This is a genomic window from Bifidobacterium asteroides (assembly GCF_019469425.1).
Classification (GTDB): Bacteria; Actinomycetota; Actinomycetes; order Actinomycetales; family Bifidobacteriaceae; genus Bombiscardovia; species Bombiscardovia asteroides_I.
Map to the genome: position 1 here is coordinate 209971 of NZ_CP048272.1, position 18300 is coordinate 228270.

12 protein-coding genes are annotated in these 18300 nt (G+C 62.2%); 11 read left to right on the forward strand and 1 reads right to left on the reverse strand.

Annotated features, from left to right (window positions below; genetic code table 11):
- The first annotated feature begins 294 nt into the window (after positions 1–294).
- The 5 genes from dnaK (at position 295) to GYM67_RS00815 (ending at position 6523) form a co-directional block, all read left to right on the forward strand.
- A complete protein-coding gene (gene dnaK, locus GYM67_RS00795; protein ID WP_220236695.1) occupies positions 295–2193 on the forward strand; it encodes a molecular chaperone DnaK in 1899 nt (632 codons plus the stop codon).
- A 1-nt stretch (position 2194) separates the two neighbouring features.
- Positions 2195–2893, forward strand: a complete 699-nt coding sequence (gene grpE / locus GYM67_RS00800; protein ID WP_220236696.1) for a nucleotide exchange factor GrpE — start codon at positions 2195–2197, stop codon at positions 2891–2893.
- Positions 2894–3039: 146 nt separating this feature from the next.
- The gene (locus GYM67_RS00805) at positions 3040–4044 is read left to right on the forward strand and encodes a DnaJ C-terminal domain-containing protein (RefSeq protein ID WP_220236697.1); all 1005 of its coding nucleotides are present in this window, start codon (positions 3040–3042) and stop codon (positions 4042–4044) included.
- Between the two features lie 52 nt (positions 4045–4096).
- Positions 4097–4627, forward strand: coding sequence for a heat shock protein transcriptional repressor HspR (locus tag GYM67_RS00810; protein ID WP_220237332.1), 531 nt, complete (start codon positions 4097–4099; stop codon positions 4625–4627).
- Positions 4628–4828: 201 nt separating this feature from the next.
- Positions 4829–6523, forward strand: a complete 1695-nt coding sequence (locus GYM67_RS00815) for a DEAD/DEAH box helicase (RefSeq protein ID WP_258561580.1) — start codon at positions 4829–4831, stop codon at positions 6521–6523.
- Between the two features lie 43 nt (positions 6524–6566).
- Here the strand turns inward: GYM67_RS00815 and GYM67_RS00820 are convergent, their stop codons facing one another.
- Positions 6567–7679, reverse strand: a complete 1113-nt coding sequence (locus GYM67_RS00820) for a LacI family DNA-binding transcriptional regulator (protein WP_220236699.1) — start codon at positions 7677–7679, stop codon at positions 6567–6569.
- A 333-nt stretch (positions 7680–8012) separates the two neighbouring features.
- On the opposite strand from GYM67_RS00820, the gene GYM67_RS00825 reads away from it, so the two are divergent.
- The 6 genes from GYM67_RS00825 (at position 8013) to GYM67_RS00850 (ending at position 17990) form a co-directional block, all read left to right on the forward strand.
- Positions 8013–9659, forward strand: a complete 1647-nt coding sequence (locus GYM67_RS00825; protein WP_220236700.1) for an ABC transporter substrate-binding protein — start codon at positions 8013–8015, stop codon at positions 9657–9659.
- Between the two features lie 164 nt (positions 9660–9823).
- Positions 9824–10723 (forward strand): ABC transporter permease, encoded by a 900-nt coding sequence (locus GYM67_RS00830; protein ID WP_258561516.1) that lies wholly within the window; start codon positions 9824–9826, stop codon positions 10721–10723.
- A 5-nt stretch (positions 10724–10728) separates the two neighbouring features.
- Positions 10729–11697 carry an ABC transporter permease gene (locus tag GYM67_RS00835; RefSeq protein WP_220236702.1) on the forward strand — a complete coding sequence of 323 codons (969 nt, stop codon included), beginning with the start codon at positions 10729–10731 and terminating at the stop codon, positions 11695–11697.
- On the forward strand, positions 11694–13364 hold the full coding sequence (locus GYM67_RS00840) for an ABC transporter ATP-binding protein (RefSeq protein WP_220236703.1): 1671 nt from the start codon (positions 11694–11696) through the stop codon (positions 13362–13364). The genes GYM67_RS00835 and GYM67_RS00840 overlap by 4 nt, the downstream gene beginning before the upstream one ends.
- A gap of 24 nt (positions 13365–13388) precedes the next feature.
- Positions 13389–14282, forward strand: a complete 894-nt coding sequence (locus GYM67_RS00845; protein WP_220236704.1) for an alpha/beta fold hydrolase — start codon at positions 13389–13391, stop codon at positions 14280–14282.
- A 27-nt stretch (positions 14283–14309) separates the two neighbouring features.
- The gene (locus GYM67_RS00850) at positions 14310–17990 is read left to right on the forward strand and encodes a glucosidase family protein (RefSeq protein WP_220236705.1); all 3681 of its coding nucleotides are present in this window, start codon (positions 14310–14312) and stop codon (positions 17988–17990) included.
- The last annotated feature ends 310 nt before the right edge of the window (positions 17991–18300 follow it).

Genomic DNA, 18300 nt, shown 5'->3' on the forward strand with positions numbered 1-18300 from the left:
ATGGAGCTTACCTCAGAATTAGGTTGATTCAGGGCGAGCTTTGGAGATGTATGATTGCACACGTTTTCATCACTGTCAAATTCGTCCAGGCCAGCAATTTAGACGCAACGGGAATAATATTTGCCAGAAGAAGTTGAGTGATGTAGGCTCAAGTTTCGGAGTGGTCATGATGGCTGCTTGTCCGGGTCGACGGAAGCCGGCCATCGGGACCACGAACGAAGCGCGAGCGGAGGACGTGAACGATGAGGTGCAGGGTCAGGCCCTACGCCTCAATTACATCAGGAGGTAATGAGTATGGCACGTGCAGTTGGCATTGATCTGGGAACCACCAATTCCTGTATTGCAACCTTGGAGGGCGGCGAGCCCACGGTAATCGTCAACGCTGAGGGCGCGCGGACCACGCCATCGGTGGTGGCATTCAGCAAGTCCGGCGAGATTCTGGTCGGCGAAGTGGCCAAGCGCCAGGCGGTCACCAACGTGGACCGGACCATCAGCTCGGTCAAGCGCCACATGGGCACTGACTGGTCCGTCGAGATTGACGGCAAGAAGTGGACCCCTCAGGAGATTTCGGCCCAGATCCTCATGAAGCTCAAGAGGGATGCCGAGTCATACCTGGGCGAGCCCGTCACCGACGCGGTCATCACCTGCCCTGCATACTTCAACGACGCTCAGCGCCAGGCCACCAAGGATGCCGGCAAGATTGCCGGCTTGAACGTGCTGCGCATCATCAACGAGCCCACTGCTGCGGCCCTGGCCTATGGCCTGGAGAAGGGCAAGGAGGACGAGCGCATCCTGGTCTTCGATCTGGGCGGCGGCACCTTCGATGTCTCCCTGCTGGAGATCGGCAAGGACGACGACGGATTCTCCACCATTCAGGTCCAGGCCACCAACGGCGACAACAAGCTGGGCGGCGACGACTGGGATCAGAAGATCATCGACTGGCTGGTCAGCGAGGTCAAGAACAAGTACAACGTGGACCTGTCCAAGGACAAGATCGCCCTGCAGCGGCTCAAGGAGGCTGCTGAGCAGGCCAAGAAGGAGCTGAGCTCCTCCTCGTCCACCAGCATTTCCATGCAGTACCTGGCCATGACCCCCGACGGGACACCAGTGCACCTGGACGAGACCCTGACCCGGGCTCACTTCGAAGAGATGACCTCCGACCTGCTGGGCCGCTGCCGCACGCCTTTCAACAACGTGCTGCACGATGCCGGCATTTCGGTTCAGGACATCGATCACGTGGTGCTGGTCGGCGGCTCAACCCGTATGCCCGCTGTCAAGGACCTGGTCAAGGAACTGACCGGCGGCAAGGAAGCCAACCAGACCGTCAACCCCGATGAGGTCGTGGCTGTCGGCGCTGCCGTGCAGTCCGGCGTCATCAAGGGCGACCGCAAGGATGTCCTGCTCATCGACGTGACCCCGCTCTCCCTGGGCATCGAGACCAAGGGCGGCATCATGACCAAGCTCATCGACCGCAACACCGCTATCCCCACCAAGCGGTCCGAGGTCTTCTCGACCGCCGAGGACAACCAGCCCTCCGTGCTGATCCAGGTCTACCAGGGCGAGCGTGAGTTCGCCCGTGACAACAAGCCTCTGGGGACCTTCGAGCTGACGGGCATCGCTCCGGCTCCGCGCGGCGTTCCTCAGATCGAGGTCACCTTCGACATCGACGCCAACGGCATCGTGCACGTCTCCGCCAAGGACAAGGGCACTGGCAAGGAGCAGTCCATGACCATCACCGGCGGTTCCGCCCTGCCCAAGGACGAGATCGACCGCATGGTCAAGGAGGCCGAGGCTCACGAGGCCGAGGACAAGCAGCGCCGTGAGGACGCCGACACACGCAACGCCGCCGAGTCCGCCGCCTACCAGACCGAGAAGCTGGTCAACGACAACAAGGACAAGATCTCCGACGAGGTGGCCAAGGAGGTCACCGACAAGGTCAACGCTCTGAAAGAGGCTCTGAAGGGCGAGGACATCGACAAGATCAAGAACGCCCAGAGCGAGCTGATGACCTCTGCCCAGAAGATCGGGCAGGCCCTCTACGCCCAGCAGGGCTCCACTGATGGTGCAGGCGCTCAGGGCGCTGCAGGTGCCGCCGGTGCTGCCTCGGGTGCAGGCTCCTCTTCGTCCGCCGATGACGACGTGGTGGATGCAGAGGTCGTGGACGACGACGACAAGAAGAAGGACGGCGAGTGACATGTCGGCCTTAGATAAGGATGATGCCGGGCCGCTGAGGGGCGACCCGGCCGCCGCCGGCGAACCGGGCGGAAACGAGGCCAAGTCCTCTGACGCCGCCTCGGCGCCCGACCAAGAAGCGGCTCACGGACGTCACGCCGACAAGAGCGCAGCAGACGAGAGCCAGGCGGCCGGCCAGACCTCGCCGGACTCCGCCAAGGACGGGCCGTCAGCAGATGCTCAGGCCGATGACAAGACGGATGCTGACAAGGGATCGGGTGGGCTGACTCCTCTGGGCCAGGCCAAGAAGGAGGCTGCCGATTATCTGGAGGCCCTTCAGCGCGAGCGGGCCGAGTTCGTCAACTTCCGCAACCGCGCCAAGAAGGAGCAGGACATCTTCCGCCAGCACGGCATCGTGGATGTGCTGACCGCCCTTCTCCCGGCCCTTGACGACATCGACCGGATCAAGGAGCATGGGCAGATGGACGACTCCTTCCAAGCCGTGGCCAAGAAGATCGACAAGACCTTCGAGAAGTTCGGCGTTGAGAAGTTCGGTGAAAAAGGCGAAGACTTCGATCCCACCAAGCATGAGGCCATCCTGCACAAGCCGGATCCCGAGGCCAAGAAAGAGACTGTTGACACGGTTGTCGAGGCAGGCTACCGGATCGGCGACCGGGTGATCCGGGCAGCCAGGGTGGTGGTGACCTCGCCCGGGCAGTAGCAGGGACGGTAATTGCGGACCTTCCGCAGGCTGAATCGACGCCTTCGCATGCGGCGGCTGGGTGGGCATGGTCCCGCCCGCCGCCGCATGCGAAGGGGCGGATTCCAATTCAATATATTCGTAGCTTATGAGGAAAGGAGACATGGATGGCTGAGAATGAATGGCTGAGCAAGGACTATTACAAGGTCCTTGGTGTCTCCAAGGACGCCAGCGAAGCGGAGATCACCAAGGCCTACCGCAAGCTTGCCCGCAAATACCATCCCGATCTCAATAAGACCAAAGAGGCCGAGGAGAAGTTCAAGGACATCTCCGAGGCCTACGACGTGCTCAGCAACAAGGAGCAGCGCCAGAAGTACGATGCCATTCGCCAGTTTGGCATGGGTGGAGCCCGGTTCGCCGGAGGCTCCGGCCAGGGTGGCTTCAACACTGATGCATTCTCGGACATCTTCGGTTCCATGTTCGGTGGGGCCGGGGCGCCGAATGGCACCCGGATACGCTTCGGCAATGGTTCGGGACAGCCGGACTTCGCTGACATCTTCTCCTCCTTCGGAGGAGGCGCCGGCGGTGGCGGCCGGACCACCTACCGGGAGAGCAGGCCCAGACCCGTCAAGGGCGAGGATCGCAACTCACGCATTGGCTTGTCTTTCCGTCAGGCGGTCAAGGGGGCAACGGTCTCCCTGAGCGTGGGTGGCAAGCGCTTCAAGACGCATATTCCCGCCGGGGTGCGCAACGGCCAGCGGATCAGGCTGGCCGGCAAGGGTCGGCCCGGCAGGGACGGAGGCGCAAATGGCGATCTCTACCTGCAGATCAGCGTCCAGCCCAGCCAGAGGTTCACTATGAAGGACAGGGATCTGGTCATGGCCCTGCCAGTGACCGTCTCTGAGGCTGCCCTGGGGGCCAAGGTCCAGGCCCGGGACATCGACGACCAGGTCGTCACGTTCAAGATCCCGGCTGGCTCCTCCAGCGGGGATGAGATTCGCATCGCTGGCAAGGGAGTTCAGGACCGGCGCGGCAAGGGCGACTTGGTGGGCCGGCTTGAGATTCGCATGCCCGGTCGGTTGAGCTTGGCCCAGAAGAAGGCCATGCGTGACTTTGCCAAATCCAGTGGCGACTTTGACGAGCAGATTGCTGGGGAGCGCATGAAGATATGACGATCCGGATGCCGGATCGAGGCGGAACGACCAGCGGAGAGGAGCGATGATCATGGTCAGGGTGGATCCAGAGACCAGGCGGATCTATCTGGCCTGCGCTCGCGGCCTGGTGGCCGGGCGCATCAGCCTGGATGCTGCCGACGATGTCGGCTTGGACATTGAGCTGCCGGTCTTCAGCGTCGGCCAGGTCGGACAGTTGGCTAACATCCATCCGCAGACCCTGCGCCAATATGATCGGCTGGGTCTGATCGTGCCGGAACGGACCGAGGGGGGTGCGCGCCGATACTCCCTGCGGGATCTGGACCGGTTGGGCCAGGCCCAGCATTTGAGCCAGGACGAGTCCATCAACCTGGCCGGTGTGACCAGGATCCTTGCCCTGGCCGAAGAGAATCGCCAGCTGAGGCGCCAGCTGAGGCGCTTGCGCCAGTCACAGGGGTCCAGCATGTTCGCCGCCGCTGCCGATGGCCGGGTTGTCGAAGTCAGGCGGTCCAGCAGGGCCCGGCTCTGGCGGCAGGATACGACGCATGACGAGGCTGATCCGACTGATTCCAAATCGCTGATCGTCTGGAGCGTACGCTCCTGAGGCAGGTGAGGGGCCTGTGCTATGTTGTACGGGTTGGCCGCTCGCCCGAGCGTTGCGGCCGATCGTCGCCTGAATGCTTTGAGTACGGGGAAACCGCTTGCGCGAAATTCGTCATTCTCTGCTTTGCACGCGGCCTGCGAACTGTCGACCGACAGTACCGTTTCTTCCCTGTTGTGAAAGGTCACTGTGACTGATTCATCCATGTCCGATTCCGATTCGTCCAATTCCGATCATTCTGCCGTAGAACCTATGACTTTTGGCCAGCTGGGGGTGCCTGAGCCCTTGGTTCGCGTCCTGCGCAAGGACGGCAAGACCAGTGCCTTCCCCATTCAACGGGACACCCTGCCTGATGCTCTGGCTGGCCGCGACATTCTGGGACGGGGCCGGACCGGTTCCGGCAAGACCCTGGCCTTCAGCATTCCTCTGGTGGCTCGACTGGCTGCCGGCGAGGGAGGACGTGCCCGTCATGGCCGCGGAGGTGGTGCTAGTCCAGGCAGTCTGCCCCACCCGCGCGGTCTTGTCTTGGCTCCTACCCGCGAACTGGCTAATCAGATCGATGAGGTTCTCAATCCGCTGGCTCAGGCCTACGGCATGCGGACCTGCACCGTTTACGGCGGGGTAGGCCAGGGCCGTCAGGTCGATGCCCTTCGGCGCGGGGCCAAGATTGTGGTGGCCTGCCCGGGTCGCCTGGAGGACTTGCTTCGCCAGCACAAGCTCAGCCTGGAGGATGTGGAGATCGCCGTGCTGGACGAGGCCGACGAGATGGCCGACATGGGCTTCTTGCCCGCTGTGGAGCGGATTCTGGCCCAGGTTCGTCCGGGCGGTCAACGCATGCTCTTCTCGGCCACCTTGGATCACGGTGTGGATGCCGTGGTCAAGCGTTTCCTCAAGGATCCTAAGATTCACGAGGTGGATTCCGCCACCCAGCATGTGGATCTGATGACCCACCACATCTTCGAGACCACACAGGCCGCTAAGCACGACCTGGTCCGCACGCTGGCTGCGGGGCAGGGCAAGAGGATCCTGTTCACCAGGACCAAGTTCCAAGCCAAGAAGTTGGCCAAGAACCTGATCGATAACGGCATTCCGGCTGCCCAGCTGCATGGAAACCTCTCTCAAAACCAGCGCGATCGCAACCTCAAGGCCTTCTCGGAAGGTCTGGTCCGGGTCATGGTGGCCACCGATGTGGCGGCCAGAGGTATGGATGTCAGCGGGGTTGACTTGGTGGTCCAGGTGGATCCTCCGGCCGACTGCAAGTCTTTCCTCCACCGTTCCGGCCGCACGGCAAGGGCCGGCCACTCTGGCGATGTGGTGACGGTCGTCCTGCCCAATCAGCGGCGAGATACCCGGCGAATGCTGCGTATGGCCCACATAGACGCTAAGCCGGTCGGGGTCACGGCCAACTCCCAGGAGGTGGGTGACCTTGTGGGACCTCACGCCCCCCTGGTTGAGGGCTGGTCCTTGGAGGCCGCCATGGCCCAGAGCCGAGGATCACAGGACGGTAAGAAGGCCGGTTCCCGTGGTCGTCGGTCCGGCGGGCCCGCCCGTAGGAGACAGAAGTACGATCGGTTCGGCAGGCGGCCGAAGGGCTCTGGCCGGGACCGTGACGGCGATGGGAGGAATCCCCGTCTCAAGCGGGCCGAAGGGCTTGACGAGGATCGCCCATTCGACAGGCGTAGACGGCACGGCCATGCCGACTCCAACCATGCCGTCCACGCCGGTGGCCACCGAGGCAGGGGCAATCGGGGCCGTGCGGCCGGGGCTCGTGGGCGAGATCGCCGCGATGGCGGTCGTTTCGACGACGGCGGTCGGGACTACCGCAACGGCGGTCACAGACACAGGGGAGGCAGACGGAGGCGGGACGACAATCCCTTCCGCCAGGCCAAGTCCCACTGACCGCTGCCGCCGATCAGTTGGCGGGGCTGTCAGACCGCATGGGTCAGACCATGGTCCCTTCGCAACTCTCCCGGAGCTCGACCTTCACGGGGAGTTCGGTAGAAATGGGCGGTTCCTCCGGCGAGTTCAGACGCCTGACCAGGGTGGAGACGGCGGCTCGGCCCAGATCGACCATGGGCTGACGGACCGTGGTCAGGCGGGGCTGGGAGACGGAGGCCTCCTTGATTCCGTCGAACCCGGTGACGATGACCTGATCGGGAACGCTTATACCCGCATCAGACAGGGCTCTCAGTACCCCAAGCCCCATCTGGTCGTTGGCACACACCATGGCCTGGGGGAGGGTGCCCTGCTTGACCAGGCTGGCGGCGATCTGGTAGGCGACGGACTGGGAGAATTGTCCCCTGTAAATTGGCGCGGCCGAGGGTTCCAGCCCTTCTGACCGCAGACCCTCACAGAACCCTTCGTATCGTTTGCCGTCGTCTGGAGAATCATCCATGCCCGCCATGTAAGCCATCCGCTCCACCTGGTGTTTCTCGAACAGGTGCCTGACCAGGGTGTACATACCCTTGCGGTTGCTCACGCGGACCAGATCGAATTCGCTTTCCTGGTTGAACGGGGCATTGGCGATCATGACAACGGGCAGGCGTTTGCGCAGGAAGGTCAGGACGCTGTCAGGCACGGACCTTGCCAGGACAATCAGGCCATCCACCTTTTCCGACATGCTGTTGATCAGCTGGGGGATGTCGTCACCTTTCCCCCTCAGGCCGATGCTGACCATGAGGCTGAGGCCCTGCCACCAGGACTCCAGTTCGCACCCCCTTAATACCTCGTCGAAGTAGAGGGAATCCGTATTGTCTTTCTGGTCGTGGGGTGGGTCGACGACTATATCGGCGGCATCCTCGTTGACCAGTTCGAAGTCGCCGATCTGGTCCAATTGGTCAATGTTGGGTAGGAAGAGGCCTATGGTGTCGGTCCGCCGGGCGGCCAGGCTCCGTGCGCTGCCGCTGGGAAGGTAGCCCAGGAGATTTATGGCCTTGAGCACGGTCTGTCTGGTCTGGGGCCTCACCCTCTCCGGGGTGCGCAGGACCCTGGAGACGGTGGCTATGGATACGCCGGCCTCGCGGGCGACATCGTAGACGGTCGGTTTCCTTGCCATCCGCTTTCCCTCCTTTCATACATCCCATACAGCATATCATTGAAACGTGCAACCGAACACAAGATTTGGTAGCGTTAACATGGATGCTTTTTATCTGAGGATAAGAGTAATCACATAAGTAAATAAAGGAAAATCTCGCTTAAAGCTCCTGATGGAAGCTGATTTGCACATTTGAATGTAAGCGCATACACTAGAGGCTGCGATGGTTGATCCGGCCCGGCCAAAGGATGTCGTGCCGCTCCGGGAGCCCACCCGTGTATGCACGCGCCGACTGCACCCCGATGGCAGAGGACGGATTTGGCCCGTGAATGTCAATGCGGACAAAGGAGACATATGAGACGAAAAACAGTGGCGGTGAGGATTCTCGCAACACTGGTTGCAGGGGCCACTCTCCTGGGACTAGGGGCGTGCGGAGGCAAGCCCGGAGCAACGCAGCAGGCTGCTGCAGACAGTCAGATTCTCTTTGGCGGCGATAGCGGCAACCCAACATTCACCCGTAACTTCAACCCATTCTCGACCAGCAAGAGGATAGGTATCAACTTCATCTACGAGCCCCTCGAGGTGGTCAACAGCCTCGATGGGACCTCAACCCCCTTCCTGGCCAGCGAGCATAAGATCGTGGACCCCAAGACGGTCGAATTCCAGATTCGTGACGGAGTCAAGTGGAACGACGGCAAGCCCTTCTCGGCGCAGGACGTGGTCTTCACTTTCAACCTGGTCAAGAAGGATGCGGCCATGGACTCCCTGGGGGTCTGGCAACACATCTCCTCCCTTGAGGCCTCGGGCTCCAGGGTGACTTTCCGTTTCAAGGACAACGATGTGCCCGCGGTGTCAATCGTCAGCCAGCAGAACATCGTCCCGGAGCACATCTGGAAGGGTGTGAAGGACCCTCTTAAGTGGACCAATGAGAACCCCGTCGGGACTGGCCCTTATAAGTTGGGCACCTTCAAGCCCAACCAGTACACCCTGACGAAGAACAAGGACTACTGGCAGGCCGGTAAGGTTGCGGCTGACACTATCGTCTTGCCCGCATCCAACAAGCAGTTGGACCTGGTCAACAAAAAGTATGACTGGGCCTACTCCTTCATCAACAACGTGGACAAGACCTGGGTGGGAGCCGACAAGCAGCACAACCACTACTGGTTCCCCCCGGGGGGCACGGTCTCCCTCTACCCCAACCTGACCAAGGTCCCTTTCAACGACGTGAACTTCCGCAAGGGCCTCAGCTATGCCCTCGACCGTGACAAGATCGCCAAGGATGCCGAGGAGGGCTATGTGGACGGTGCTACCCAGACCGGCCTCATCCTGCCCAACCATGACAAGTGGATCAATGATTCCATCCCCAACAAGGGAAAGGTTTCCCAGGATGAGGCCCAGTCTCTGGAGTACTTCGCCAAGGCCGGCTACAAGAAGCAGGGTGACCAGTTGGTGGACTCCAACGGCAAGCAGCTCGAGGTCAACATCACCGTGCCCAGCGGCTACACCGACTGGCTGCGCGGCGTGCAGACCATGCAGGGCCAACTGACCAGGCTGGGCATAGCCGTCAAGCTCGCCCAGCCCCAGCCCGCCGCATACACACAGGCGCAGAATAACGGCGACTATGACCTCCTGATCTCCTCCTTCGGAGGTACCGGCAGCGTCTTCCAGGACTACAACGGCCTGCTCAACAGTGAATTCGCGGTTCCTGTAGGTCAGTCGGCCAACGCCAACTTCGAGCGCTACAAGAACCCTAAGGCTGATGAGCTTTTGGCCCAGCTCAAGCAGGCGGCCGACGAGAAGTCCCAGAAGGCCATAGTCGACCAGCTCCAGCAGATCGTCTACGACGATGTGCCTGTGATCGGTCTTTTCTACGGCGGTCTCTGGGGCCTGTTCAGCACTCGGAACTACACGGGTTGGCCCAGTGAAGGCGACCCCTACACCTCACCCAGCACCTGGACCCAGTCGGTTCTCATGGTGGTCACCCATATCAAGAAGGCCTGAGAGGCCGTGCCCATCAGGGCAGGAGGAGATCGGGCTGGCCTGCAGGGCCGCCCTCCCGCCCCTGACGGATGAAAGGTCGTCACGTGCGATATTTTTTCGGGAAAATTGGTCTATTCTTCGTTACCCTTTGGGCGGCTATAACCGTCAACTTCATACTGCCCAGAATGATGCCTGGATCACCTGCCGACGCGGCCATAGCCAAATTGTCCCAGAACGGGCCGGTCACCCCTGAAGTCAGGGCCTCCATAGAGGCCCAGCTGGGCATGCCCAAAGGCAACCTGCTCAGCCAGTACTGGCAGTATCTGGGGGATGTGGTCCACCTGAACTTCGGCGTCTCGTACAGTAATTTCCCGCAGAACGTATCGGATTTGGTGGGGGCAGCCCTTCCATGGACCCTGACACTGGTGGGGCTGGTCACGATCATCTCCTTCATCACCGGTACTGCACTCGGGGCTCTGATGGCTTGGAGGCGGGGAACCGCCGTGGATGTGACGGGTACGATATCCAGCTCCTTCCTCTCGGCCTTCCCCTCCTTCTGGCTGGCTCTCATGCTCCTCTTCTTCCTCGGTTACAAGGCCGGCCTCTTCCCGACCTCCGGCGCCTACTCGTCCACCGCGATGCCCAACTTCTCGATGGACTTCATATCTGACGCCGTGGAGCACTCCATACTGCCGGCACTGACCATCCTGCTGACCTCCCTGGGCAGCTATGTGATGGGCATGCGCAACACCATGATCAACACATTGGGTGATGACTACGTCACCTTCGCCGAAGCCAACGGCCTGCGCCAGCGGACGGTCATGCTCAAGTACGCGGCCAGGAACGCCCTCCTTCCCAATCTGACCTCCTTTGGCCTGGTCCTGGGCGGCGTGGTCGGCGGCTCCCTCTTGGTCGAGCAGGTCTTCAACTATCCAGGGGTCGGCCTCCTCCTTTACCAGGCTGTGACCAACCAGGACTATCCCCTGATGCAGGCCATCTTCCTGATGATCACCATCAGCGTGCTGGTGGCCAACTTCATCGTGGACATTCTTTACGGGGTCCTTGACCCGAGGACGAGGAGGTGAGGGCGATGACGAACAGCATCGTCAGCACAGGGATGCAGACTTCCGCACAGGGGAATGGGAATGACCCTCAGGGGCCGCAGGCCCGTACCGCCAGGGGCCAGAGCCCTGTCCTTCGGGCCCTGGAGGTGATAGGCAAGGGGTTCAAGACGGTCTGGGAGGTGCCCAAGGCCAGGTTCGGCCTGGTCCTGTTGGCCCTGATCGTCTTTTCGGCCCTGTTCGCCCCTTGGCTCAGCCCCTATGACCCCAAGGCCGGGGATTTCGAGGCCAGCATCGGACCCTCCGCCCAGCACTGGCTGGGTACCACCAGCAACGGGCAGGACGTCCTCTCTCAGCTTCTGTGTGGCGGGAGGGTCTCCGTCATGGTGGCCATGGTCTCCGGCCTCCTATCCACCTGCATAGCCGTGTTGGTGGGCCTGAGCTGGGGCTACATCCGCTCCTTCGCCGGGGAGCTGGTCGGTTTCATCGTCAACCTCTTCCTGGTCGTCCCCTCCCTCCCCCTGATGATCATCATCGCCGCCTACCTCCAGAACGGAGGCATGAGCGTGATCATACTGGTCATCGTTTTGACCGGGTGGGCCTGGGGGTCCCGGGTCCTGCGCTCGCAGACCCAGTCCCTGCGTTCCAGGGACTTCGTCACTGCAGCGGCCTTCAGCGGGGACAGCTCTTGGCGGATCATCTTTCATGAGATCTTCCCCAACATGCTCTCCCTGATCATCAACAACTTCTTCGGTGCGGCAACCTCCGGCGCCCTGTCGGAAGCAGGCCTGGAATTCCTGGGCCTGGGCGACTCGACCACGGTCAGCTGGGGAACCATGCTCTACTGGGCCCAGAACAACAATGTGATCCTGACCGGCCAGTGGGCACTCCTGCTGGCGCCCGGTCTCATGGTCGCCCTCCTGGCGGTTTCCATGACCTTCATCAACTTCGGTGTGGACCGCCTGAGCAACCCCCGTCTGCGTGAAGGGAAGGCATGATGGAACTGCTACGTGTCGAAAACCTGTCCGTCGAATATGACGCCCCCGGCCAGGAACCGGTCAAGGCCGTCAAGGACGTGAGTTTTTCACTGGACCAGGGCGAATTCGTGGGTCTGGTCGGGGAGTCGGGGTCGGGCAAGTCCACCTTGGGCTTCGCCGTCACGCGACTCTCCAAGCCGCCGGCCCGGATCAGCAGGGGGCGTGTGCTCTTCGGGGGCAAGGACATTACCATCCTCAGCCAGGAGGAGCTCCGCAGACAGCGGTGCGGCGGATTCGCCATGGTCCTCCAGTCGGGCATGAACGCCTTGAACCCGGTGCGGACCGTCCGCAAGCACTTGGTGGACATCTACAAGGCCCATGGGAACGTGGGGAAGAAGGATTACGAGGCCCATTCCAAGCAGCTTGTGGAGAAGGTAGGTCTGCAGGACTCCGTTCTCGACGCCTATCCGGGCGAACTGTCGGGCGGCATGAGGCAGAGGGTCTCCATATCCCTGGCTCTGGCCTTGGAGCCCAAGCTCATGGTCTTTGACGAGCCGACCACCGCCCTGGACGTCCTGGTCCAACACGAGGTGATGGGGACCATCCGAGAGCTGCAGAGACAGGAGGGCTTCACCGCCATCCTCATCAGCCACGATCTCGGTGTGGTCCTCGAGTCCACCCAGAGGGTTCTGGTCATGCACAACGGGCGGATCGTGGAGGATGCCCCCAGCGAGCGGATTCTGACCGATCCCCAGGCTGACTACACCAAGATGCTCCTCAGCCATTATGGTGACCCCAGAGCCGAACACGTTTCAGTACCCGGCTTGAAGCCGCGCGGTGAGGCCGCCGCCTCCGGCTCGGTTGGCGGAACCCCTTCACAGGCCGACGATGAGGAAGACATGACGGTCACGGTGACCGGCGTCTCCAAAATCTATCCTCCCCGCAAGCGGAGTGAGGATTCGGTGACCGCCGTCAACAATGTCTCCTTCACCCTCTCCCCAGGCCAGTCCTTGGCCCTGGTGGGGGCATCCGGTTCCGGCAAGTCCACGATAGCCAAAATGCTCACTGGTGTGGAAAGGCCGACCTCAGGCAACATCACCCTGGGTGGCAGGCGTGTGGATCAGATGAAGCGGCGCAAGGATCTTAGGTCCCTGCGTTCCGACATCCAGATGATCTTCCAAGATCCCTATGCGGCCCTCAACCCTCTCCACACGGTGGAGTACACGCTGACCAGGCCCATCTTCAATTACACGGACCTGAGGGGAGGTGATGCCCGCAGGCGGATGTTGGAACTCCTGGACACGGTGGGCTTGACCCCAGTGGAACAGTATGCCGCCAAACTTCCCCACCAGTTGTCGGGAGGGCAGCGCCAGAGGGTGGTCATAGCCCGGGCGCTGGCCAGCAACCCTCACGTCCTGGTGGCCGATGAACCGGTCTCCATGCTGGACATGACTCTGCGAGCCGGAATCCTGGCCCTCCTCGACGACCTGAGGGCCCGGTTGAACGTGAGCATGCTCTACATTACCCACGACCTCCTGTCGGCTCGACTGATCACCGATTCGATCATGGTCCTCAACAAGGGCACAGTGGTGGAGCGGGGACAGACGGCCCAGGTCCTCCAGCATCCTGAGAACGACTACACGATCAAGCTGCTCGACGCCATCCCCAGCCTGCGCACGCAGGTCTGAAGATGGAAAGCTACGGGAGAAACAATGATATCCCACCATGTCGTGGACGGGGGCGTGCCCTTTGGGAACCTACCCCTGCCGGAGAACATCGAGGCCATGGTCATACATGCCCCCGTGGGCGACCTGACCGCCCTCCATGCCCCCAAGGGGGTAAAGGGAGCGCGGGGAGCGGCCATGATGATCCCCGGCTTCACTGGTTCCAAGGAGGACTTCTACCGGATCAGCTCCATTCTGGGAGAGGATGGTTGGGACGTCTGGTCCTATTCGCAGAGAGGGCAGGCAGACTCGGTGGCCCCTCGGGGGAGGAAGGCCTACGACAGGCGGTCCACGGCCGGTGATGCCGTGGATGTGGCCCGTATCCTGACCGAGCACACCGGGGTCAAACGGGTCCATCTCCTAGGCCACAGCTTCGGCGGGGTGGTGGCCCAGGCGGCCCTCCTGGCCGAACCTGACCTCTTTGCCAGCCTCACCCTCATGTCGTCTGGCCCCCACGGTTGGCCGGGCCGGAAGGCAGACCTGCGTCAGCGACTCTTGGACCACCCTGGCGTGGACTTGTGGAGGCTGGACAACCCGGACAAGGCCAGCCTGCCGGACGATGAGCTGAATCCCCAAGACAGATTCCAGCGCCTTCGTGCAGAACAGACCAGCCAGGACCAGCTCGTCGGAGCCATAGACCAGCTGGCTGACCTGCATGACAGGACGGAACAGCTGGCTGCCACCGGCCTGCCCATGATGGTTTTCCATGGTGAGCACGACGACTTCTCCTGGCCCCAGGACTGGCAGGCCAGGATGGCCCGGCTGCTGGGTGCCCGCTATGAGGTGATTGCGGGTGCCGGCCATTGTCCCAACATCGACAGGCCTGAGGGGACGGCGGCCCTTCTGGACGACTTCTGGGCTTCTGTGCAGGACAGACGGTGAACTTAAGCAGGAACAAGCCTGTTAGCAATGAAAGCGGAGAAGATGAACACAGACACTCCACGCAGCAAATCTCCTGATCAGGGCGCCTACGACGGCGGGGGAGACGGGGGCCGGATGCTGCGGTCCGAAGGCATGACTGTCGAGAGGGGGGACTTCTCGGCTTTGTTCAATTTCAACGGGGACCTGACACTGATCAATGTAGGAGGCATCCAGGTCACCCAGTTCAGGCCCGGCATCCATGACCGTCCCTTGGCCGGTCTCTGGCTCCGCCGCCATCGGGAGGGGCGGATCGACCCCATTCAACTGACCGGATCAGGTTCCCGGGCCTTCTTCGATCCGGGAGCTGGCAGCCCCGCCTGGGAGGGGAGGGATCTGGGCATCCGCTGGCGGGTTCGGCTTGTTCCAAGCGCCATATCCCCTGAGCTTTCCCGGGCTCTTCCATTCGGTGACGAAAGCGGCGGGCCTGGCAGGGGAGCGTCCTGGACCTGGGAGGTGTCGGTCACGATTGACCAGAGTGGCTCGACTGCTGGCAGTGAGAGGCAGGAATGGGATGACGCCATCTTGCCCGACGATCTGTGGGACCTGGTTTCCGCCCAGGATCTGGCCCTGGTGGAGCCGGCCATGGCTGCCGGCGCCGAGCCCTACATCTCCCAGTACGTCGCCTACCATGTGCAGGACGTCCCCAATTGTGGCAACGTCCTGTCAGCCCGGCAGACGATGGGTTGCGCCCCTCGGCTCCCCTTGTACGTTACGGGAATCTCACAGGGATGCAGGGCATTCATGACCGACGGTTACGACTTTTACGGGCTTGGTGCCCGTCTGGACGGTCAGCCTGCAGCCCTCGGCGATGCCGACTGGGGCCAGGGGGGCGTAGACCAGTATGAGTTCGCCATGGCCTGCCTCCTCTCCCCTAGGGCGCCGTTGACCCAGGGAGGCCTCACCTGGCAGGTGTGGAACACGGCACTGTCCGATTACGGGGGTGACCTGGGCAAGGCCTGCGCCGCCTGCGCAGAGGCCTCTGAAGAAAGTCGGAGCGGGGCAGACGAGACCGAGGCCGATGGCGGTCCGTCCACCACCGGTTACCATGGCGCCTCGCCTGCCTCTCCCGCTGCCTCACAGGCTGAGTCGGCAACCTCACTCCTTATCTCTTCCTCACTGTTGAATGGCGATCCCCTGCCTGAGGGTGAGTTCAGCCGACTGGGTGGAGGGCCCATCCTCCAGCCAGAGGCGGGCCAGACAGGCCATCTGCTCTCTTACTTCGGAGATGATGCCTGCCATGTGGTAAGCGCACGCAAGGAACTGGAGGTGGCCCGCACCCACGGGCAGATTCTCCTGTCCGGCAACCCGGATGCCGACCCGGCACGGCCCACCATGGCCGCCACCACCTACGCCGGAGGCGTCTTCGCCTCCCAGGTGGTCCTGGGCAACACCGACATGAACCGGCTGATTTCAGTCCAGAAGACCGGTTTGGGCCTCCTGCGCTCACGGGGGGTCCGCATCCTGGTCCAGGTGGACGGGGCCTGGCGCCTTTTGGGTGTTCCCTCGGCCTACATCATGGATCTGGGCGGATCTCGTTGGGTCTATCGTCTGGGTGATCGGACCCTGACGGTGTCCACCATCGCCCACCTGGACAGGGCCGCCATCGATATCCATCTGGAGGCCGATGGCCCGATCCGGGCCCTGTTGACGATCAGCCTGGAGGATCCGTCCACCTGGCTTCGGAAGTTCGCTCCTGCCGATGCAACTCGGGGGATGGGGGGGTCCATTTCCTTTACCCCTGCACCGGGCAGCCCGGCGGCTGAACGTTGCCCGGAACTGAAATATGTCGTCTCATCGCCCGACGCAAGGGCCAGGGATGACGGCCCCCTTTTCGAACCAGGCGCAGGGGTCCATGCCACCGATCCGGCCATGGCCATCTTCCTGTCGAACGGGGGGCAGGCCCTGTCCGTCACCATCGCCGGATCCATGGATGGCGGCGCAAGCGAGGAAAGCACGCCCGATGCGGCCCCCGCCGCCTCCGAAAGGGAGATCCTCCATGCCCATTACCTGGCCATGACCTCCTTCATGCAGGGTCTGCATGTGGCAGGGGAGGGAAGATTCGCCGAATTCAATGTCCTTCTGCCCTGGCTGGTGCAGAACGCCCTGGTTCATTTTCTGTCACCCCATGGGCTGGAACAGTACGGCGGCGCCGCCTGGGGTACACGGGACGTCTGCCAGGGGCCCCTGGAACTGGCCCTGACCTTCGGCCATGACGATCTGGCCAGGGCTATCCTCCTCAAGGTCTTCGCCCACCAGAACCCCGACGGCTCCCTGCCGCAGTGGTTTATGTTCGACCAGTATGCGGACCTCTACCGGCACGATTCCCACGGGGATATCCCGGTCTGGCCCCTGCTGGCGCTGGCCGAGTACGTCGAAGCGGGCGGTAGGCCGGACCTTCTGGATGAGCCTGTGGCTTTCTGGCGTGATGATGCCTTTCACCCCTCCTCTGGCCTGCCCACGGTGGCTGACCATCTCGCTCGGACGCTGGACTATATCCAGTCGCATAGAGTCCCGGGCACTGACCTCTTCTGCTATGGCGAGGGGGACTGGGACGACACCCTTCAGCCGGCCCAGGAGTCTATGAAGAGACAGATGGCCTCCACATGGACCATCGCCCTCCTCTACCAGGCTTGCTGCGGATTGCAACCGCTCCTGGAGGCTGCCGGCCGGACCGACCTGGCCTCCCGCTTTGCCGGTGAGGCTGGCAGAATCAAGGCCGAGTTCGCCGATAGCTTTATCTTCCAAGGGGTCCTGGCCGGATACGTCAACTTCGTCGATGGCCAACCCCGCCCGGTCATACACCCCTCGGATGCCAGGACAGGCATACGGTACAGGTTGATTCCCATGACTCGTTCCATCATCGCCGGCCTGCTCACACCTGACCAGGCGGCGGACCATGAGAGAATCATTGAAGGCAATCTCCATTATCCGGACGGAGTGAGGCTCATGGACCGCCCGGCCTCCTTCCATGATGGAGTGGCCAGGGTCTTCAAGAGGGCCGAACAGGCCGCCAACGTGGGCCGGGAGATTGGTCTGATGTATACGCACGCCCATGTGCGTTACACGGAGGCCCTGGGCCTGCTGGGCAGGACCCGCCTGGGTCGGGAACTCCTAAGAATCAGCCCGGTGGGCCAGTTCCGCCGCCTGACAACCAGCGAGCCCAGGCAGCGCAACTGCTACTTCGCCTCGTCGGATGCCGACTTCCCCGACAGATACACGGCCGCCTCCCAATGGTCGAGGCTCAAAGTGGGGACCAAGGACCCCGTAGGTGTGAGGGGAGGATGGAGGATCTATTCCTCCGGCCCCGGCATCTACTGCCGACAAGTGGTCCAGCACCTCTTTGGCCTCCAGCTGCACGATAGGCGGGTTGTCTTCGACCCGGTCCTGTCCCAGGAAGATGACGGCCTAGAGGTGGCCATGACCCTATTCGGCCAGCCGCGCACCATCCGCTACCATGTGGCTGCTGGGCCGGTCGCTGCACCAGGAGACACCGGCTCAGAGGATGCAGGTTCGGGCCGCTTGAGGGTTGAGGCTGATGGACGCAGGCTTAAGGGCCGGATCCTGGAACTGCCTTACCGCAAGGGCGGGTTGGATGTGACGCAGGGGCAGTTGGCCGATGCCGCCCATATCGACATCTTTCTCACAATCGATGGACAGACTGTACAGTAAGTGCCGGCGCCCATGCCTGTAAGTGTCCGCCGTCCCATGTCGACAAGGGAGGCAGCTGGGCAGCCAGCTGTTTGGCAGCAGGTCATCCTGCAGTCTTTCTCGGCTGAGTGGGCAGGATGTGCGCATACGCAGAGCGGCGACCTTTGATATGGCGGAAGGATGCCGGCGCCTCCATTGCTACGGTGTCGTACACCTACCGGCAATCGAATCGAGTAAGGGGGAATCCGCCTGTCCGAAAGTGTTGGGAGCTTCCAGGCGATTCAATTGCATTCGGAGTGCAAGTGCGCGCAATCTGGCCAAGGGACAGCCG